The organism is Vibrio sp. 14G-20 (genome assembly GCF_026241515.1).
In the GTDB taxonomy this organism is placed as follows: Bacteria; Pseudomonadota; Gammaproteobacteria; order Enterobacterales; family Vibrionaceae; genus Vibrio.
Genome location: NZ_JAPHPW010000013.1, coordinates 1 through 20,624 on the forward strand (window position 1 = coordinate 1; position 20,624 = coordinate 20,624).

Consider the following 20,624-nt stretch of genomic DNA (forward strand, 5'->3'; position numbering starts at 1 on the left):
ACTCCGTTATTACTCAATTGTAGTTGCAATAACGGGGCGGACCATACATTTTTGTGTCTGCTCGTTGGAGCTTAAGCTGCCGAACTAGTTGTTTGGATAGCCTGGGAACTTAGCTTTAAGATTAGCGCGAGTAGGGAAGTATTTTTCCATAAACTTCACCATCTCTGGGTCGTTAGCTTGCAGCTCTGTGAATGTCGAAGAACTTAGCTCTTGAGCTCTGTAGCCTTTGTAGTTCACGTCGTAGTAGGCATACAGAGAGTAAGCTAGGTATTCTTGATCGTATGACTCTGCGTCTAGATCCGCTTCGACAATCGTTGAGTCTTTTCCGTTTGGAAAGTAAGAACCAGCAAGAATCGCTTTTTCATTGAGTTCATCTAACTCTTTCTGCATCTCTGCCCATTTCGAAGAAGACGATTGTACCGCTAGGTTCATCACACCGTAATCGTGTACAAAGTGGATGATCTCTTCAAAGGCAGCGTCTCTCTGAGTCGCTAAGTCCGGTTTGTTCTCACCTTTTGTCGTGTCTGTAGTTTCAGTCGCGAACAGATCTTGGAAGCGGTAATTCTCATCTAAGAAGTCACCTCCATCTCTGTCAGACCAATCTTCATCGTAAAAGAACCCCATGGTCGCTTTACTGTCGTAAATAGCCTTGGTCACTTCTGCCGGGAAGCTATCTAGGTAGTACTGCATGATGTTCTTAACGTGAGCGACTTTTGCTGCACCGTTATTCTTTGACTGGTCTTCAATCAACAGTGGAATCTTATAACCGTGTGCTTCTACGCATGTGCGTTGCTTGATGCCATTAGCGAGCAAATCACCTGTCGTATTCGTGGTAACAGAGCAATCGCTCGTTGGTACTCGCGCAAATGTCTCTGACGCACTTTGAGCAAAGGATGGAACAAATTGAATACCGTTACTCAAAGTGTTGCCCACACGAACATAGAGGTTCATCGGTCTCATTTGATCGATATTAAATTTGACGCCTGTGCTATCAGTAATGAATTGCTTGTTGATAGTGACAGTATCGGCCTGTTTCCATCGAACAACGTTGTTTATATTGTTTTCAACTTCGGCAATTGCAAGCTTTTCAAGAGTGCTCGTTGAGTTAAAGTTTTCGTAGTAAATACTGAAGTTTTCAACGTCGAACGTCTTACCTGCTGAGTTTGTTGCCGTCACAGAGAAGGTGATATCTGCATCACTTTGAGTCTTGTAATTGCGCTCAGGAATGCCGTGAACTTGCGCGAAACTGCCGCTCGCTTTTTGTGTATTACCGTACTGGGTAATATCAATGTTCACGTTCTTGTCTGTACCCGTTGCAATCGATTTAACACTGAATTGCAGTGAGTAATTACTTCCTAAGCTAACAACGGATTTGGCGCTTGATGCATCGATGACATTCTTTGATGCGCTCGTGTTATTGCTGTCGCTGCTTCCGCCGCACGCAGTGAGCATCGTAGTCAGAATTAGAATTAGAATTAGAGTTGGAATTGTGAGTTTGTATACCATAGGGGACCAAGTTATCTACAAGCTATAAAGCCTGCATGTTACAAGAAATGGCATTTGCTCTTGGTAAGCTTTTGTAAGTTGTGTATTGATGGTGCTTACAAATGAATGTCATGTTATTTGCTAGAGCTATTGGTTATTGGTTGATGGTTGTTCGCCACTAGAATCACAGGCAACAAAAAGCCCAAGCATGAACTCGGGCTTTGAATGGTTTTTAAATAGAAGCTATAAAGGCGCTAGACTGCCTGACGAAGTTGGAAGTAACGTCCTTCTGCGTTTAGTAGCTTCTCATGAGAGCCGTTTTCAACAATCTCGCCTTGTTCAATCAGAACGATAGAATCCATCGATTCCAGACCAATCAAACGGTGCGTAATGAAGATAACCGTCTTGCCTTCAAAGTGCTTCTCGAACAGCGTCATGATGCTTTGCTCTGTTTGCTTATCTAAGCCTTCTGTTGGCTCATCAAGAAGCAGGATAGGGGCATCATGAAGGATTGCACGCGCGATACCAATACGGCGCTTCTCACCACCAGACAGTTGACGACCACCGTCACCTAACCAGCTATCAAGTGCAGTATTCTCAAGCAGCTTTTCTAGGCCAACGTCTTTAAGGATGTTCGCTAGGTGATCATCATTAGCGTCTGGTTTTGCAATCAACAAGTTGTCACGCAGAGTGCCGTTTAAGATGTCGACACGCTGGCTCACCACACTGATAGATTCACGAAGCTGTGATTCGTTCCACTGAGTCAGTTCAATGCCCGCGATTGAGATGTAACCCTTCTTCGGATCCCAGTAGCGAGTCAGAAGCTGAATCAGAGTCGATTTACCAGAACCCGTTTGACCCACAATCGCCACCTTGTTGGTAGCCGGAATTGTTAGGTCGACAGCATTCAGAACATTGCGCTCAGAATCAGGGTAGTTAAATGTCACGTTTGAGAACGTAATATCAAGCGGCTTGTTGATGTCGAGTTTCTCTTCAGCGAACTGAACTTCAGGTTCTGACAGAATCACTTCGTTCAAGCGACGCGCAGAAGACAGAGTTTGACCTAAATGCTGGAACGCGCCTGCGATTGGCATTAATAGCTCGAAGCTTGCCATGGTTGCGAATGCCATTAGCGCGATGAACGGGTCTGGTGCATTACCACCCACGCCGTCAGCCGCAAGCCAAAGCATAAGAACCAGCGTCAAACCGTTGAACAGCATTAGCGCTGCTGAAGCCATACCGGTTAGGTTAGCGTTTACAAACTGATTCGCCATCAGCTTGTGTTGCGTTTCTAGAATTGCATGGCGGTAACGCTCTTCAGCACCGAACAGAGTCAGTTCGCTGTAGCCTTCAATCCAATCTAGCGTCGTTACACGAAGATCCGCTTTGTTCTGTGTCAGTTCACCACCGTTACGTTTTCCCAATTTGTAGAACAAGATTGGCCAAAACAACAGCATGATAAGAAGGATAGAACCTAAGATTAAACCTAGTGAGCTATCGAACCACATCAAGAACAGAGTCAGGAAAAAGATCCCGAACACACCCACCGTCACTGGGCTTACTAAGCGTAAGTACACGTGATCCATGGCGTCGACATCAGCAACCAAACGGTTGAGAAGATCAGCATCACGAAGGTTTGAGATACGACCTGGGATCAGCGGAGCCAGCTTCTTGAAGAAGAAGATACGCAGATCTGTTAACAGTTTGAATGTTGCATTGTGGCTGACAACACGTTCACCCCAACGACCCGCTGTTCGGCTCATTGCCAAACCACGCACACCACCACCCGGTAGCATGTAGTTGAAGGTTTCACGTGCAATCGTAAGGCCAGCAACCGCAGAAGCTGAAATGAACCAACCCGATAGCGTTAACAAGCCGATAGAAGCCGACAGAGTAGCAAAAGCCAATAGCATGCCTAGCGATAGGCCAAACCAATGCTTTTTATAGAGTTTCAGGTAAGGCAGTAAATCACGCATCTAAATTACCCTTATTGTCTTGTTGAGCTAAGTTCGCGTTAAGCATCTCTTCGAATAAACCACCCGCAGTCGAAAGCTGAGAGTAATGACCTTGTTCAACCAGACCACCATCGCGCATCACCAGAATATTATCGACTGATTTAAGAGGGGCAAGTTGGTGCGTCACAAGCAGGGCTGTGCGACTTTCGATGTTCCTGTTAATGCCTTTCATTACTAACTGTTCGCTACGAGTATCTAGGCTGGCAGTTGGTTCATCTAACAACCAGAATTGGCCATCTTGAATCATTGCGCGAGCTAGTGCCAAGCGTTGAGATTGACCAACAGACAGGCCGCCAGAGCGATCAGAAATCATATAATCTAAGCCGTGTTCGTTAACGAACTCGCTCGCAAATGATTGCTCAAGTGCATTCTCGACAACTTGGTCAGCGATATCATGCTTACCTAGAGTGACGTTGTCACGAATGCTGCCATGCAACAACAATGGGTTTTGACCAACCCAACTAATCGTTTTACGCCAAGAGGCTAAGTCGAGGTCACGCAGTTCAACGCCATTGATTTTCAAGCTTCCTTCATAAGGCATGAAACCAAGGATGGCGTTGATCAAACTTGTTTTACCCGCACCGCTTGGGCCAACTAATGCAGTTGATTGGCGAGTATTCAGTGCGAACGAAATAGGGCCAACTAGTTGAACACCTTCAGGGCTCAACACTTTAAGATCTTGAGCCTCAATATTGATGCCTTGAGCTGGGTCCAGTTGAGTGTCACCTGATTTAACCTTAGTGATGTCGGTTTCTAGGAACTCGACAATACTCTCGGCAGCGCCCACCGCTTGCTGCTTCGCGTGGTAGAAAGTACCTAAGTCACGTAGAGGCTGGTAAAACTCAGGAGCCAAGATAAGGATAAACAAACCAGCAAATAGCGTAATGCCAACGCCGTAGTGACCGAAGTTAAGCTCGCCGATGTAAGTGAAACCAAAGTAAACCGCTGTCATCGCGATAGAGATAGACGTGAAGAACTCAAGCACAGCAGAAGACAAGAAAGCGATCTTCAATACATCCATAGTGCGCGTTCTGAACACCTCTGATGCACCTTTCAATACTTCAGTTTCAGCGCTAGTACGGTCGAAAAGACGAATCGTTGTCATGGATTGCAAACGGTCGTAAAAGTGACCTGAAAGACGCTGAAGCGCTTTGAAGTTTTTACGGTTTGCATCAGCCGCTTTCATGCCAACCAATGCCATGAACATCGGCACCAGTGGCGCAGTCAGCAAGAAGATAAGGCCAGCCGCCCAGTTTACTGGGAACACCACGACTAAAATAATGAACGGAATCATTACCGACAAAGACATCTGAGGTAAGTAACGAGAGAAGAAGTCTTGCATGTCTTCAACTTGTTCTAGCAACAAGGTTGCCCACGTACCTGCAGGCTTACCTTTGATGTAAGCAGGACCAAGTTCGCGTAACTTATCGAGAATGAGCTGCCTAATATAAACACGGATCTGTTCACCACAGCGATAACCTGCGATTTCACGCCCCCATGTACAGCCCGCACGGCCAACGACCGAAAGTGCCAAGCCAGCAAAATGACCAACCAGTTCAGATTTATCGACATTCTCGATGATCAGCTGGTGAAGAATAGAGGCGAGAAGAGCTGCTTGAGCAATTAAAAACACGCTTGAAAGTACGCCAAGGCTAATCGCAATCATAAGCCAGCGTTTCGCTAACTTACTCTGTTGCTTAAGCCACTTGTTCAAGCTGCGTTGTTTTTTCTTATCCATTATGAAGGCTTAATGATAATTATTATTTGTTGAGGGCGGCTAGTATACAAAAGAAAGCCCAGTGGATATACCACTGGGCTTTAGGGATTTACAACAAAATGTGATGACGCCCTGCATCTACTGAGGCGAGAGCACCGATAATCAAATCTGCAATCTCAGATTTACTTATCGTTAAGGCCATCTAGGAAGCGTTCAGCATCCAGTGCAGCCATACAACCTGTGCCAGCAGAAGTGATTGCTTGGCGGTAGTTGTGGTCCATTACATCACCCGCAGCGAATACGCCAGGGATGCTGGTTTGTGTTGCGTTACCTTCTAGACCAGATTGAACGATGATGTAGTCATCTTTCATGTCCACTTGGCCTTTGAAGATTTCCGTGTTCGGTTGGTGACCGATAGCAATGAATGCGCCCATTACTTCGATGTCTTCTGTTTTATCAGACTGAGTATCTTTAATACGAACGCCCGTTACGCCCATATCGTCGCCTAGAACTTCGTCTAGCGTGCGGTCAGTGTGAAGAATAATGTTGCCGTTCTCTACTTTGTCCATTAAACGCTTCACAAGAATCTTTTCAGCGCGGAACGAGTCACGACGGTGAACTAGGTGAACTTCAGACGCGATGTTAGATAGGTAAAGTGCTTCTTCAACAGCCGTGTTACCGCCACCCACAACCGCTACTTTCTGGTTGCGGTAGAAGAAACCATCACACGTTGCACAAGCAGAAACGCCGCGGCCTTTGAATGCTTCTTCAGAATCTAAACCTAAGTACTTAGCTGATGCGCCCGTTGAGATGATCAACGCATCACAAGTGTACTCGCCAGAATCGCCTTTAAGACGGAAAGGGCGGTTTGAAAGGTCGACTTCGTTAATGTGGTCGAACAGGATCTCTGTTTCAAAGCGCTCTGCGTGCTCTTTCATGCGATCCATTAGAGCTGGACCCGTTAAACCTTCCGCATCACCCGGCCAGTTTTCTACTTCTGTCGTGGTTGTAAGCTGACCACCTTGCTGCATACCGGTAACAAGTACTGGGTTTAGGTTTGCACGAGCAGCGTAAACTGCAGCTGTATAGCCAGCAGGGCCAGAACCAAGAATCAATAAATTACAGTGCTTTACGTCGCTCATGAGGACTCCGAAATTGAAATTGTTTTTATTTATAATCGCTTAGGATTGTATGGAAAATATGGAGGCAATAAAAGTGTAAACAAGGGCTGAAGTGTAATTAATCGTTATAGTTTAGAACTTAATCGAGACAAACGTTTTCGTGGCTGGAAGAGCAGTGGGCTTGCTCTCTTTAGGAAGTCAGATTCATTGAGGAAAATGGGTAAGGAAACGGTTGTCTGTCGATTGATAGTTAGCTTTGAAGAAGGTGACTTGTTTGAATGTTGTCAGGGTTAGACGTTAGCCATAAATGAAAAAGCCTCCCTGAGGAGGCCGAGGCCGTTTAAAAAATTAGCGATGTAATTAGGTAGAGCATCGCTAATGTAGTGCTGGCTAGGAAAGTGTAACCAATACCAGTGTAATATGTTTGTGCATCATCTAGCTTAGGGTAACTAGGTTGAATCTCGTGAAAATATGCTTTGTCGATACTGCTTAGTAATTTATAGCAGCGTTTTCGAAACAATGGAGAGTTACTTATTATAGTTTCTACATCAAAAATCATCAGTTCTTGCAATGGTTCTTTAAGCTCCGTTACGTTAGATTTTTGAGCAAGGACTAAATATTTTGAAATTTCTAACTCGATAACCTTAATGTGCATACCAAGAATTAGTTCCCTTTCGCTTACAAGTAGTCTCCTGTTTTTCAATTCTCTTAAATTGCTCAAAACTTCAAGTCTGTTGACTAAGCTATCTCTGATTTTAGAAAGTTCACTTCTATTGAGGCTTCTTTGGTGAGTAAAAACGGCTATTGCTAAACCGGCAACAGTCGCGATGAGCGTTACTAGAGCTACTGTATTTGGGTCTTTAAACATTATAGTTCTGTCGTGCCATCTCTCGTTGGATCAGGTTCATAGCCAGGTGGCTCTGATGCATACTTCGATTCGGATATTGATAACTCAACGAGTGTCTTTACCTGAGTTGTATCTTCTGGATATATGAACTTTATTTTTTTAGGTAGGTGTTCTTTGGTGATATAGGCTTTTCTTATCAAACCGCCTATAGCTTCACTTAGGAACGAACGCCCATATAAGCTTTCATCGCTGAAATCGATAGTCAGCTCTTCTATGTCTTTATCAAGTATAGCTGGGAGGATGAATTGTTCTCTAAACACTTCCCCGGCAGTAAATTCACAGCCTGGAGCATCGAAGCGATATCTACCATAAGGAATATCGCTGAAATCTCTTATGATATTGATAGTTTTTTTCATTTTATAAGCTCCATTGAATCAAAGTGCCATTTAGATGGCTTTGTAAAGCAAATGTAATCTCAGGCTCATCGTCACCATCTTCTTTAAATAGTGAATATTGATAAAGACCTTTGCAACTGAAAATTAGAAGAAAGCTCTCTTTTTCATTTTTTATCAGCGCTTTAATTCGACTACTTCCTTTTCCATGCTTATCTTTTTTGGTCGTCGATAGCTCACTAGACATAGCCGCACGTATTAGAGCTTCATCTGCAATCGTTTCTCTCAAATGAGCAGTGACTGTAGGAGCTGGAAGGTCTTTTAGTTGTGTTTTTGCACTATCGACATCCTCGTAATACATTTCGATTAGCTTCGCATAGTCGACGTCACTTTGTAATATTGCGTTTGGAATTCCTCTCCCTGCGTCATAGATTGCTATGAATAGCTTATCTTCAATCATATCACAGCAAAACCACCATAAACGATCTTCATGGTTCATTTCTGGGTACGCATGTCTCCCTACATTATCAAGTGTTTCTTGTATAGCAATTCCTATTTCAAACCTGCGATCAGTAAAGTTTGGAGCTTCTTTGTCCAAGTAAAGCTCAACTACGGTATCGATTATTTTTTTTTGTAGCGCAATCACCTCAGCGTTGTTCCCTAAAATAACAGGAATTCCAGTTTTATTGTTTAAAGTATCCATTCTCTTTTCCGGTGATTGAAAGCCACCACAATTTTTTATGCAGGAATTAACTGAATCAGAGGTACTAGATAGAATAATACTGATGGTTTTACCTTTACCATGTGTATCTAATATCGAGTAGATAACTAGGGCTGCTGTTGCTAGTAAAATTTTAGTATTTCTGAATGAAATTATGATCTTGTCATGAGTTTTTAAAGCGTTTTCAATTGCTTCTAGGAATTGCTGGTTAGCAAGATCAAATCGAGTGTTTAGATAATCTATGTACTTTGGTGCTGTGATTGTTGGCACCGGTAAAGGCAAAAGCATCGGTTGACGGGGTTTTTGTTGTTTATATTTTTTAGTTCTTTTTTTTGCAGGTTTTGCCATACGACTAGTTCTCTCATGAGAAATGGATTCGCGAGATTGCGGTTAAAGTTTGTTTTTAGTTTTAACCAAGGAAGTGTATCTAAGTGTTTAATGGTTAACATTGTACTACTTAGAATCTTGATTTTAAATCAGAAGCTTAGTTAGGTTTTGTGAGTTCAGCATACATTCAAATAACGGTATCTATCCAAACGACATAGTTCTGTTTGTCTATCCTTCTCACCCTATCCTAAAGATACTAATACGAGCATTGCAAAGTGATGCTTATCTTTTCCAAATGTACTTTATGTTGAGATCGTTGATTAACGGCTCCAAACCACTGCAATTCTTCAAGGTAAATGGCTGTTCAGAGATATTCCGAAGGAAATTGCTAACTTAAAATCTGTGTGGTTTTATTTGGGGCGGCCGAGTTCCCCCCGAACTCGACCTGTTCCAGACGCGCAAGCAAAGGCGTGTGGATTCTGGCGTACTCATAAATTAACCAATTTCAGTTTGTTGTGTAAATAATCAATAGCTTGGCAATTGATAGGTAGGTCGTATTTCGCTGTGCAAAAGCATAGAAATGAATGATGACGAGTGTGATGCCTGAACTCATATAAGAAGGCTGGTGTATTGAAGCGAAAGGGCTGACACAATATGAAACATCAATTGCTAGTTAATAATGTCGTTAAATTTGAATTTGTAGGGATTTATAACTAGCTAGTGGAGTGTGCTAGTTTTAAGAGTTGGTCATCTTTTATTCTGGTGTTATACACTGCTTTTTAATTTCAGGTTAGACTTAGCGTCTGAATTATTAAATCTGACGGGATAAATGATTGTTTAATGTTGATTTGGCAAGATCTTCAAGTATCCTTTGTGTAAACAAAACGTTAAATATCGAAAGTTAATTAACAATCATTAAGGAGTCGATGATGTTACATGCTCACGAAAATACCCTACATATTACCCACCTCAGTAACCACGCAATTGAGGAGTTGTCACCGTCATTCTCTAAGCTTCCAAGCACAGAGCATGCGGATGGTCAGTTTCGATTGAGAAGGTACTCGGTGGTTCAATTCAGTAATGGACAAGTCGTAGAGCTAGACAAACATAACTTTGTTCAGTCTGAAGACATTAATCACTTTCAAGGTGACGTTGTTCGTCAATTCGAGCCAATTGAAGCACCAATCTTAAGCAGCGAAGGCATGCAAGAGATGTGTGAGTTGTTCATTGAAACCAATGGGCTTGAAGACGGACAAGAAATCGAAATCCACCAAATCCGTATCGCTGCCATTTTTGAAGAGACACAGGTTGCGCCAGAAGGTGTTCACCAAGACGGCTTCGACCACATCGCTTTAATTGGTGTTAACCGTCATAACATTGTAGGTGGCGAGATCATGCTGTACCAAGATTCACATGAAGCGCCATTCTTTAGAAAAGTGCTTGAAGATGGTGAAGTCGCAATGCTGGCCGACAGCAAGCTTTGGCACAACGCACAGCCGATTCGTACCATAGACCACGATGAGATGGGCTATATGGATGTGTTTGTTCTAACGGCTAAGGATGCGCGCAATGTCCTTCACTCTTAATGATGTGCGCCAGCAGTTTAGCGCGCTAGGCCAGTACCATAACGGCAAGCCGGTGACCTTTTTTGATGGGCCGGGTGGCTCTCAGGTTCCTGAAAATGTTTTAGCATCCATGACGGAATACCTCGGGCACTTTAATTCAAACCTAGGCGGTCATTACTTTTCTAGCCAAAAGACTACAAGCTTAATGCAGCAAGCGAGAGAAGCGGCACAAGCGCTACTCAATGCTGAGTCTTCTGGCAACGTTGTGTTCGGTGCGAACATGACCTCGCTGACCTTCCAACTTAGCCGCGCGATCAGCCGCGATTGGAAGGAGGGCGATGAAGTTATCGTCACTGCGTTAGACCATTACTCAAATGTATCGAGCTGGCAGCAAGCAGCAGACGACAAAGGTGCGATTGTTCGCCAAGTTCGTGTCGACGAGTCGGACTGCAGCCTAGACATGGCGCACTTTGAGTCTCTGCTAAATGAGAAGACCAAGCTTGTTGCTGTGACGTTTGCTTCGAATACCACTGGCTCGATTGTTGATATGGCGAAAGTTATTGAGCTTGCACATCAGCACGGTGCGCAGGTTTATGTTGATGCTGTGCATTATGCTCCTCATCACTTGATCGATGTTCAACAACTGAATTGTGATTTCTTAGCGTGTTCAGCTTATAAGTTCTTTGGCCCGCATGTGGGTATTGCTTACATTGCACCTCAATGGTTGCATACGTTAAAGCCATACAAGGTAGAGCCTGCAACTAACATTGGCCCAGGCCGTTTTGAAACTGGAACACAAAGCTTCGAAGGCCTTGCAGGTGTGATTGCAGCGGTGGATTACTTAGCACAGTTTGGTGAGCCAACAGATTCACTGCGTTCTCGTTTAGAGCAAAGCTACGCGCTTTATAACAAGCATGAAAGCCAGCTGAGTGAGTATTTCCTAAAACGCTTGGGCGATCTGGAAGGGGTAAAACTTTATGGTAAAACGGAGTTTGATTCGAACCTGAGAACGCCAACCTTTGCTATCACCTTTGATAACCACTTGCCAGAGTTCATCGCTAAGAAGCTGGGTGAGCATAATATCTGTGTGTGGAACGGACACTTCTACGCGCTAGGTTTGGTGAAGCAGTTGGGTATCGAAGAGCAGGGCGTGGTGCGTATTGGTTGTATGCATTACAACTCGATTGAAGAGATCGACTTGCTGTTCAATGTGCTTGAAGGGATCTTACGAAGCCATTAGCAGAAGTAACTAGCAAGAAGTCACTAGCACTTAATCGCGACAGAATTAGAAAAGAGCATACTTCTCTCATTAATATTGAGTAGGAAGTATGCTCTTTTTCGTTTCACCGCGCTTATTGAGTTAGCGCCTGTGACCTAATCAAGACAGCGATTCGACTAAGAAAGCTGCTCAACAATGGCGACACCCACTGCGTGTGCGCTGGTTGGGTTCTGGCCTGTAATCACTCGCTCATCAACAATCACAAGCTCTTGCCAAGGTTGAACCTTGTTGAAACATGCTGCGCCACGAGCAAGCGACTCTTCCAGTAGGAATGGAATGTCGTTGATGGTGCCAAAGTCGATCTCTTCTTCACGTGTAAAGCCCGTCACCGATTTAGAACTTAGTAGCTTCTCGCCGTTGCTCAGTACGATAGGAAGTAGGGCTGCTGGGCCGTGACATACTGCCGCGACAATCCCACCATCTTCATAATGCTTTGCGGCGATGCTAGCGAACTGCTCGTTGGCTGCTAAGTCCGAAAGCAAACCGAATCCACCTGGGTAGAAGATAGCGTCGTAGCTTTCTGCATTGATTTGGCTTACTGGAATCGTGTTGTTAATGCGGTTTTGGAAATCATCATCCGCCAAGATATCAGCATTAACCACATCTCCCTCAATATCCGTTCCGTAGAGTGGCGCTTTGCCACCATTGATAGAAGCTATGTCGTATTCGAACCCAGCAGCCATGATCTCTTTAAGAGCGTGGGTAAGTTCTGGAGCGTAAGTACCGTTCGCTTGGTCTGTATCGCCAAGCGTTGCGTGGTTAGTTACTGGAATTAGTATTTTTTTCATGATTCATCCCTTTGAGCTGCTGTTTTTTTATTTAGGTGCTGACGCTTTTCGTTAAGCGCTGATGCTTTTCGTTAGGCGCTAGGTATCGCGCTGTTACTTAGCTATCGCCGTCTTGTTGTATCTAATACTAGTTCCAAACCGATTAGGTGATAATATGCTAAACAGGCAAAACATTGTTGCCATATAGCAAAGATAGAATACGAGTAGATTAAGTATGGATAGCTTTGAAGGGATTAATGAATTTGTTGCGGTCGCCGAATGCCACGGCTTTTCAGCGGCCGCCAAGCAGTTAGGTTGCAGTACCAGCCATGTGAGTCGGCAGGTTTCAAGGTTGGAAGAGAGAGTGGGAGTGGCTCTGCTTGCGCGTTCAACTCGTATGGTTAGCCTGACTGAGTCAGGCCACACTTACTACCAACAGTGCAAAGACTTAGTGATTGGGCTGCAACAAGCAAATGAACAAGTTACGTCTCAACAAACTCAGCTTAGCGGTACTTTACGTGTCAGTGCGGCGGGTGCATTTGCAGAGAACCATGTTGCCGCAGCGCTGATGGAATTTGCTAAAGATCACCCTGATCTGACTATCGAAATGAACTTCAACACCAAGATGGTGAACTTCATCGAGGATGGTATCGACTTCGCGATTCGCTACGGTCGATTAGACGATTCAGGGCTGGTGGCAAGAAAGCTGGTTGATCGCCCGATGGCCGCGGCGGCAAGCAAAGATTACATTGCTGAGTTTGGTACGCCAGCGAATCCAGATCAACTCAAGCTGCACAGCTGTATTATCGCCAACAGTGACCAATGGTTATTCGAGAAAGATGGAAATCCGCTAACTGCAGTCAGAGTTCATGGCCGTTGGAGAAGCAACAATTCAAGCGTGGTACTGAAAGCTTGCGAAGAGGGGCTTGGTATCGTTTATCTTCCTAAAAGCAGCTTCAATGGCAGTCTTAGTAATGGAAAACTCGTCCCTGTGTTAGAAGAGTATTGGGGAGCGGGCACAAGCAGTTGGATTGTTTATCAGAACCGTCGTTTTCTTCCACAGAGAGCACGGTTGGCTATCGACTTCTTAGTCTCTTATTTCTCTGATTGGAATGAATAGCTCGTAGGTTCAAAGAATAGCGCGCAGGTTTAAAAGAATAGTGAACAGGGTTTGAAGTGGTTGGGAGCGGATTCTTTCATCAGTTCAAAGCCAAAAATAGAAAAAGATAATGGTTACATTGGTATAGGTTATCTATTTCTGTTTTTTGACGCGAATAATGGGATTGAGATGCTTGTCTACTTTTACTAACTCGTGTTAGCGATTGAGTTGTAGAGAAGGCCGCAACAGTACGATATACTAGATGGCATATTAATGTCCCTAGCGCGTGATAGATTGTGTGGAAGCGTTGGCAGGATGTGTTGTTATGCTCCAGTTCGTGAAGTATAGCTATAATGCGGAGTTGGCAATGTCTTCAATAAATTTCGAATCCACGTACGGTGTAATAACTATTCAAGATATGAATGTGGTTAGTGTTGACGCTAATTATGCTCGTATTTATGGATACCAATCACCCGAAGAACTACTTTCCAATATAGATAGCTTTCTGGATCTCATACCAGAAGAGTTTCATGTTCTCGCCTACCAAAATTACCTTGAAACCGTCAGTGGTCAACGCGACCCGCAGGTGCATACTTACACCAATGTTGATCGCCATGACCGAGAGTTCACTGTGTTCTCTATCGACCATGTCACTGAATGGCAAGGTAGGCCAGCACTGCAAGTAACGGTCATCGATCTTTCTCCTGCGATTCAGCTACAAAACGTAGTGCGCGAGCAAGACAAGATGTACCACGATATGATCATGCAATCCGGTCAGGGCATCTTGGTTCATCGAGATTTTAAGCCATTAATGGTCAATCAATCTTGGGTGAGACTTCAGGGTGGAGAGTCGATTGAGCAAGCCTTGAAGCTAGACTCTATCCTTGATTTGGTGCCTAAGCAAAATGTCGAAAGCATCTATCAACGCTATCAATCGGTGATTTCGGGTGAGCCTTCAGGCATGAGCAATGTGGTAGAGAACATCGGTTTAGACGGCGTGCATCGCTTCTTCAATATCTACGATAATGCGATCACTTGGAAAGGCCAGCCTGCGGTTCAGGTTGTGCTCGAAGACGTGACTCAAAAGGTGATGCTGGAAAGGCAATTGGTTCACCAAGCGAATTTCGATGAAATGACCGATTTGCTTAACCGCAGGGCGATTTATGAGTGGCTGAGAGATCACCTTGTCTCTGAGACTCACTTAGTGTGTATGTTGCTTGATATCGATGACTTTAAATCGATCAATGATACCTACGGGCACATGGTGGGTGACGAGGTGATTTGCGCATTGGCTGATATTACCAAGCGTAATGTTGAGGCTGTGGGCGGTGTTGCGGGTCGATGGGGCGGTGAAGAGTTCATTGTATTTATCCCAAATGCGTCGCCTCAGGTTTCACGTCAAGTGTCTGACCAGATCCGAGAGCAGTTTAATCAAACCGAATTTAAGATTGATGAGCACGTTCGCTTCAATGTGAGTGTGAGTATCGGTGTGAGTGATAGCCGAGCTTGTGAAGGAACGGTTTCTATCGATGCACTAGTGAACGTCACCGACCAATCCCTTTATCGTGCAAAAGCGGCTGGCAAGAATCGCGTGTGTGGCGATGTGGTCGCGCTTTAGATCTTGCTAGTAAGTAACACTGCTTTCTAATTAAAAATGCCCTGAAGTCATGAGCTTCAGGGCATTTTTCGTTTTGGCTACCAGCGGAAGAGCGCTAACAATTAGAAGCGCTCAAGTTCTACAAGTTATGCAGACACTTCCATTTCGTAAGAACCAAATTTACGGATGTTAATCACACCAGTATCTAGGATAAGGTATTGGCCTTTAATGCCTTGAAGTACGCCTGTCACTTCAGGGTTCTTATCAAAGTTGTGCGATACTATCTTCACTGGGTGCTGCTCAACTGGGTAGCTCAGTGAAGTGATGTTTTCGCTCAGAATCTCGATAGCATCATCACCAAACTTGGCTCTGATCTCTTGGATCTTATCCTCAACCAGTGGTAGCAGCTCTTTGGCTTTTTCTACCAACTCCATATCGTCGCCGTCGCCTTTTAGCAGCGTGCGCCAGTTGGTTTTGTCAGCAATGTGCTTCGCTAACTCAACTTCGATCAGGCCAGAAATCTGACGTGTTTTTACCTTCAAGATAGGCAAACCTTGAGTCGCGCCTTGGTCAATCCAACGGGTAGGGATTTGAGTGTGACGAGTGATACCCACCTTTAGGCTTGATGTGTTCGATAGGTAAACGAAATGATCAACCATGCAGTTCTCTTCGCCCCATTGAGGCTCACGACAAGTGCCTTCATCGTAGTGGCACGTCTCTGGTTTCATGATGCACATGTCGCAGCTTGCTAGCTTTTTCATGCACACAAAGCAGTGGCCTTGAGAGTAGCTTTTCTTGGTTTTCTTACCACACGAACAACAAAAAATATTGCCAGTATGGGTAAGGTTGATGGTTTTACCAATCAGAGGGTTTAGCTCTACAAACTCTTCACCTACAGGTAAACGGTAAGTAACCGCACCATCAAGGGAAGCACTCATCTTCTTGAGTGTTCCTTTTGCTAATAAAGACATGACATTACTCGTTGTATTTTGATTATTATTTCGTCCACTCGCTCGCCTTGTGAACAGGCGATACGGTTAACGATGATTTGCGATGAGTATAACAAATAGAGTCTACTTTTATACGCAATATTGCTCGATTATTGCGATGGATAATTGATGGTAAACACCCAGTTTAAACTATGGTATGACATTTTGTTCAGGCGTGATATAACGCTTTTTAGTGGATTATTGGCATCAATATCACTAATCAATTCAGTTTATTTTTTATCATGAAATCCCAACGATAGGGACCTTAAGCCGGAAGCTTAGACGTGAAGTGGATCCATAAGATTGTTATCTTTCTCGTTATCGCAACACTTGCCATTGTGCAGTATTACCGTGTGAGCGGAAATCGTGTGATAACGGCAATTACCCCTGATAAATATGAATTTATCGCAACCAGCGATCAAGTTGATAGGGGAATCAGTACATCCCAGTTTTTCTATGAAAATGGGCAGTACATTCTCGAGTGTGAACTTAAAGAATCCGAGTATCCGTGGCCTTATTGCGGCTTATCGATTCGAATCAACCCTGACATTACCGAAGGTCTTGATCTTTCCCAATATCACACCTTTAGAGTGAACATTGATTACCATGCAGAGGCTGACTCTAGCGGTCGTTTGAGAACCTACCTACGTAACTACAACCCTGCTTATTCGGTTCCTGATAACGAGTACACACATAAGTACAACGGAATGGAGTTTTCTCCAGGAATCGATGGTGGTGTGATTGAGATTCCGATCAAAAACCTACAAGTGATGACATGGTGGTTGGCTGATAACGATATTGCGTTAGAGCATTCGGCCCCTGAGTTTTCGAATGTGAATATGGTCGAGTTTGCTACTGCGTCTGGGGCGAAACTCGGTCACCACAGAATCGTCATACGAAGTATTGAATTCGAAGGCACGTATATCACGGGTGAAAGTCTGTTTATGATTTTGCTGTTTGTTTGGGTCGGTACGGGCACTGTGTTCCTGCTTTCAGAGTTGCATCGGTCAAGAAAGCGCATGGTGATTGCAGAGAAAAGACATCATCACTTGAAGAACGTTAATCGGGCACTGAGAGAACAAAACTTTGAATTTTCAGAGATGGCCCATCGTGATGAGTTAACAGGAATACTCAACCGACACGCGATTCGTGATTGGTTGAAAATGCAGTCACAACATGTGACGCAAGGACATGGCAAGCTGGGTATGTTGTATCTCGATATCGACTATTTCAAGAGCGTGAATGACAAGTACGGACACCAAATGGGTGACCATATTTTACGTGAGTTCAGCATGGTGGTGGGCAGTTCGATCAGCGCTACCGACAAGTTGGTTCGTTGGGGCGGCGAGGAATTTATTGTTTTTTGCCCTGAGACTGATCTTGGCGAAGCACAAAGGAAGGCCGAGAAAATTCGACTTTTAGTCAGCCAACACCTTTGGGTTCATGGCGATCCACTGACATGCAGTATTGGTGTTGCCGAGATGAAGCAAGAACGAGTGACAGAGACCATTGCTCGCGCTGATGAAGCTTTATATCTAGCGAAGCATTCAGGTAGAAATCAGGTGATCTTGAGTCACTAATCTGAAAATTGTTTTGATTACTTAATAAGCCACACGTGCATATGTGACGTGTGGCATTTTTATGGGCGCTATATGAGTTTACCCTCTAGAACCTTTTGTTGGTTAGTATGTTTGGATAACGTATTGAAATGATTTCACTGTTCTTTAAATGTTTGCTAGGTGCAGCGGCGGTTTTATTAATTGCTCTGTTGTCGAAAAGTAAGAGCTTTTATATCTCTGGTTTAGTGCCGCTGTTTCCGACCTTTGCTCTGATTGCTCACTACATTGTCGGAACGGAACAAACCATGGTCGAGTTGCGTACCACAGCGTTGTTTGGCCTGTTTTCACTTGTGCCATACGCCGCTTATCTTGGCGCAGTGTATGTGTTCAGTTATCGCTATAACTTGGTATCGACACTCTCGTTGGCAACCTTAGTGTGGGTGTTGTGTGCTTCGATGCTACTGCTAGGTTGGACGCGTTTGGTGCCAAGCGCAATTTAACGCTGTTGTTCTGAATAGTTATGAGTTGTTTGCTTTAGCCAATAGCCAATAGCCAATAGCCAATAGCCAAAAACAAAAAAGGTGGCGCGGGGCCACCAAAAGGGAAAAGCGTTTCTTGTTTTTATGTACCCGTTCAGTTGACTGATAGTTTCAAACTGAGCGGGCATTTTTGTATTGGTTGAACCGGGGGAAGTTCAACCAGTTTAGGGGAGCATTCCTACAAGTATGCGCTTATAGGACGTTAGTGCTTACCAGAAGATCCAAGCGAACAGAGTCAGAACTAGGATACAAACTAGGTTTAACACCATACCGATTCGCATCATCTCTTTCTGCTTAATGTGGCCTGATCCAAACACGATTGCGTTAGGTGGTGTCGCGACTGGCAGCATGAAGGCACAAGATGCAGCAACCGCAATCAGTGCAGACAAGATAACTGGAGACATACCCAGCGCTTCTGCAATAGTCGCAAATACAGGGACAAGCAATGCCGCACTCGCTGTGTTACTCGCAAACTCTGTTAGGAATACCACGAAGGCTACCACGGCTAGAATCGTAAGCAGTACGCCAGCTGTTTCTAAAAAACCGCTTAATGAGTGTGCTAGGAAAACGCTGGTGCCTGTTGCTTTAAGAATGTTACTTAGACAGATACCGCCACCGAACAGGATCAATACACCCCAGTCTGTCGTCTTCTCAACATCTTTCCACTCAACTGCTCTAGAAGCGCCTAGTAGTACCATCGCACCAATCGCTACCAAGCTGTCGAACTTAGAGAAGCCGCCGATCATTGCGTTGATTGGCTTACCGAATATCCAAAGCGTAACCGTTAGTAAGAAGATAGATAGCGTGATTTTTTTGCTGTTCGTCCACTCAACAGGCGCGTGGTCTAGCTCGAATTTGTGGTCAAGTTTTGGCTTAGTCATCACGTAAAGAATAATCATCGCGATTGGCAGTAAGATCATTGAGATAGGTAGGCCAAGTGCCATCCATTCTGTGAAGCTTAAGCCAACTTCTGCCGCCGCAATTGCGTTTGGTGGGCTACCAACCAAGGTTGCGATGCCACCGATTGAAGCACAGTAAGCGATACCCAATAGTACGAACACGTAGGTGTTGCGGTCTTCACTTTGGTCAACCTTGTTCATGATGCCAAGAACAAGAGGAAGCATCATTGCTGTAGTGGCTGTGTTTGAGATCCACATAGATAAACCCGCACTCACACCGAACAACATAAACACAGCGACCGACATTCTGCCTTTTGCTATCAGCAGCACTTTGTCAGCAATCGCTTTATCTAGCTCTTGCTTGTTCAGTGCGGCTGCTAATGCGAAGCCACCCATGAACAAGAAGATGATTGGGTTTGAGAAGTTAGCCAGTGCTGCGGGCGTGTTGAATACACCAAACAAGACAGCCAATAGGGGAACGAGCAAAGCGGTGATGCTGACGTGAATAGCTTCTGTTAACCATAGAATGGCAACGAACACGAGAATACTTAAACCTGTATTCACTTGCGCTTCGAATGGCAGGGTATTGAGCAAAACTGCAAATAGCGTGAAATTACCAATTAATATCATGCTGTTGCGGGTAAACAACCAGTGTTTCAGTGTAGTAACAAGTGCCGTCATAAGACGCTCCTTTTGTTTATCCTCGTTTTATTGGTGCACGACTTCATTGAGTCGTGCTTATTATTTTCGAGGTATATAGCTTGATGTAGGGTCAGACTTTGTTGGAAGAATGTTACTCAAGTTAATAAAGGAGTGTTGGTGTGTTTTTGCTTAACAATGGGGAAGTGTGAGGCAACAAATTCAAAATGTGTAGTTTTCTACACATCGGTCTCTTCAGGGGCTGCAATCGGGCTTGTTGTAGGGTCGACAACAGGGTTTACAGTGGGGTCAGTAATAGGGTTTGGGATCAGAAATGATTCCGGTTTTGGACTCGGTTGAATGGGCTCTTTAGGTCCAAGGAACTTTGGCGTTGTCCCCATGATATACAGATCAAGGAATGCTTTGGTGCGCGCAAACACTTCACGTAAACGTATTGAACTTCCCGAGTGATGAGTCGGTCCTGAAACCGCTAAACACTGCGCATGAATATCGTAAGAATTGGCGATAAACAGTGCTCTTTCACAGTGGAATTTTTGAGTGATGATCAGGAAGTTATCGGTATCGAATATCTTTTTGGCGCGAACAATTGAGTCTAAGGTTCTGAAACCCGCGTAATCTAGATTGATGCGTTCTTCGGGGACGCCTGCTTTTAACAAGTCGCGCTTCATCGTCCACGGTTCATTGTAAGAGCGATGAGCGTTATCGCCGCTCAGTAGAAATTGGTCTACTTTTTCACGATCGAACAGCTCAATCGCGGCTTCGATTCGGTGCTTATAATAGTCGTTGAGTGTTCGACCCAAATATTTGCTCGTGCCAAGCACAACGGCGACCTCAAGCTCGGGCACTTCATCTATATCGTAGATGATGCGATCTTCCGCTTGCCATGAAACCCAATAATCGATCGCAATAACCGCAGCGCTGCCTACTAAGAACACGAGGAAAGCGCCAAACAGAAAACCTTGCAGTTTTTTGTAAGCTTTATTTAAGTAGCTACGGATAATGTGAGAATCAAATTTCACTCTCGGTATGGTCCTTTGACTGAGCAT

17 protein-coding genes are annotated in these 20,624 nt (G+C 44.4%); 6 read left to right on the forward strand and 11 right to left on the reverse strand.

The features are described 5' to 3' along the window. Positions 1 to 84 precede the first annotated feature (84 nt). The 7 genes from OQJ75_RS13205 to OQJ75_RS13235 all read right to left on the reverse strand — a co-directional run bounded on the left by OQJ75_RS13205 (position 85) and on the right by OQJ75_RS13235 (position 8,646). Complete coding sequence (locus OQJ75_RS13205) at positions 85 to 1,506, reverse strand: hypothetical protein (protein ID WP_265973858.1); 1,422 nt, start codon at positions 1,504 to 1,506, stop codon at positions 85 to 87. Between the two features lie 233 nt (positions 1,507 to 1,739). After that, the gene (gene cydC / locus OQJ75_RS13210) at positions 1,740 to 3,461 is read right to left on the reverse strand and encodes a heme ABC transporter ATP-binding protein/permease CydC (RefSeq protein ID WP_265973857.1); all 1,722 of its coding nucleotides are present in this window, start codon (positions 3,459 to 3,461) and stop codon (positions 1,740 to 1,742) included. Continuing rightward, positions 3,454 to 5,238, reverse strand: a complete 1,785-nt coding sequence (gene cydD / locus OQJ75_RS13215; protein ID WP_265973856.1) for a heme ABC transporter permease/ATP-binding protein CydD — start codon at positions 5,236 to 5,238, stop codon at positions 3,454 to 3,456. The genes cydC and cydD overlap by 8 nt, the downstream gene beginning before the upstream one ends. A gap of 161 nt (positions 5,239 to 5,399) precedes the next feature. Next, entirely contained in the window at positions 5,400 to 6,359 is a 960-nt protein-coding gene (trxB, locus tag OQJ75_RS13220) for a thioredoxin-disulfide reductase (protein ID WP_265973855.1), read from the reverse strand. A 319-nt stretch (positions 6,360 to 6,678) separates the two neighbouring features. Further along, on the reverse strand, positions 6,679 to 7,206 hold the full coding sequence (locus OQJ75_RS13225; protein ID WP_265973854.1) for a hypothetical protein: 528 nt from the start codon (positions 7,204 to 7,206) through the stop codon (positions 6,679 to 6,681). Further along, a complete protein-coding gene (locus tag OQJ75_RS13230; RefSeq protein WP_265973853.1) occupies positions 7,206 to 7,601 on the reverse strand; it encodes an STAS-like domain-containing protein in 396 nt (131 codons plus the stop codon). The genes OQJ75_RS13225 and OQJ75_RS13230 overlap by 1 nt, the downstream gene beginning before the upstream one ends. Position 7,602: 1 nt before the next feature. Then, a complete protein-coding gene (locus OQJ75_RS13235) occupies positions 7,603 to 8,646 on the reverse strand; it encodes a hypothetical protein (protein WP_265973851.1) in 1,044 nt (347 codons plus the stop codon). 908 nt (positions 8,647 to 9,554) lie between these two features. Between OQJ75_RS13235 and OQJ75_RS13240 the strand changes: the two genes are divergently transcribed. Both OQJ75_RS13240 and OQJ75_RS13245 read left to right on the forward strand, forming a co-directional pair. Then, a complete protein-coding gene (locus tag OQJ75_RS13240; RefSeq protein WP_186728011.1) occupies positions 9,555 to 10,211 on the forward strand; it encodes a 2OG-Fe dioxygenase family protein in 657 nt (218 codons plus the stop codon). Continuing rightward, positions 10,195 to 11,430 carry a cysteine desulfurase-like protein gene (locus OQJ75_RS13245; protein ID WP_265973850.1) on the forward strand — a complete coding sequence of 412 codons (1,236 nt, stop codon included), beginning with the start codon at positions 10,195 to 10,197 and terminating at the stop codon, positions 11,428 to 11,430. The genes OQJ75_RS13240 and OQJ75_RS13245 overlap by 17 nt, the downstream gene beginning before the upstream one ends. Before the next feature lie 155 nt (positions 11,431 to 11,585). Here OQJ75_RS13245 and OQJ75_RS13250 read toward each other — a convergent pair whose 3' ends face one another. Beyond that, positions 11,586 to 12,257, reverse strand: a complete 672-nt coding sequence (locus OQJ75_RS13250) for a type 1 glutamine amidotransferase domain-containing protein (RefSeq protein WP_265973849.1) — start codon at positions 12,255 to 12,257, stop codon at positions 11,586 to 11,588. Positions 12,258 to 12,471: 214 nt separating this feature from the next. Here OQJ75_RS13250 and OQJ75_RS13255 point away from each other — a divergent pair, with 214 nt between their 5' ends. Then, positions 12,472 to 13,356 carry a LysR family transcriptional regulator gene (locus OQJ75_RS13255; RefSeq protein WP_265973848.1) on the forward strand — a complete coding sequence of 295 codons (885 nt, stop codon included), beginning with the start codon at positions 12,472 to 12,474 and terminating at the stop codon, positions 13,354 to 13,356. A 304-nt stretch (positions 13,357 to 13,660) separates the two neighbouring features. Beyond that, the gene (locus tag OQJ75_RS13260) at positions 13,661 to 14,953 is read left to right on the forward strand and encodes a sensor domain-containing diguanylate cyclase (RefSeq protein ID WP_265973847.1); all 1,293 of its coding nucleotides are present in this window, start codon (positions 13,661 to 13,663) and stop codon (positions 14,951 to 14,953) included. A gap of 125 nt (positions 14,954 to 15,078) precedes the next feature. Here the strand turns inward: OQJ75_RS13260 and OQJ75_RS13265 are convergent, their stop codons facing one another. Further along, complete coding sequence (locus OQJ75_RS13265) at positions 15,079 to 15,903, reverse strand: DUF2797 domain-containing protein (RefSeq protein ID WP_265973846.1); 825 nt, start codon at positions 15,901 to 15,903, stop codon at positions 15,079 to 15,081. A gap of 302 nt (positions 15,904 to 16,205) precedes the next feature. Here OQJ75_RS13265 and OQJ75_RS13270 point away from each other — a divergent pair, with 302 nt between their 5' ends. Both OQJ75_RS13270 and OQJ75_RS13275 read left to right on the forward strand, forming a co-directional pair. Further along, positions 16,206 to 17,501: a GGDEF domain-containing protein gene (locus OQJ75_RS13270; protein ID WP_265973844.1), complete on the forward strand. Its 1,296-nt coding sequence runs from the start codon at positions 16,206 to 16,208 to the stop codon at positions 17,499 to 17,501. A 128-nt stretch (positions 17,502 to 17,629) separates the two neighbouring features. After that, positions 17,630 to 17,980 (forward strand): GlpM family protein, encoded by a 351-nt coding sequence (locus OQJ75_RS13275; protein ID WP_048607138.1) that lies wholly within the window; start codon positions 17,630 to 17,632, stop codon positions 17,978 to 17,980. A 248-nt stretch (positions 17,981 to 18,228) separates the two neighbouring features. Here OQJ75_RS13275 and OQJ75_RS13280 read toward each other — a convergent pair whose 3' ends face one another. Further along, positions 18,229 to 19,599, reverse strand: a complete 1,371-nt coding sequence (locus tag OQJ75_RS13280; RefSeq protein WP_265973843.1) for an SLC13 family permease — start codon at positions 19,597 to 19,599, stop codon at positions 18,229 to 18,231. 197 nt (positions 19,600 to 19,796) lie between these two features. Further along, a complete protein-coding gene (locus tag OQJ75_RS13285) occupies positions 19,797 to 20,597 on the reverse strand; it encodes a SanA/YdcF family protein (protein ID WP_265973842.1) in 801 nt (266 codons plus the stop codon). Positions 20,598 to 20,624: the final 27 nt, after the last annotated feature.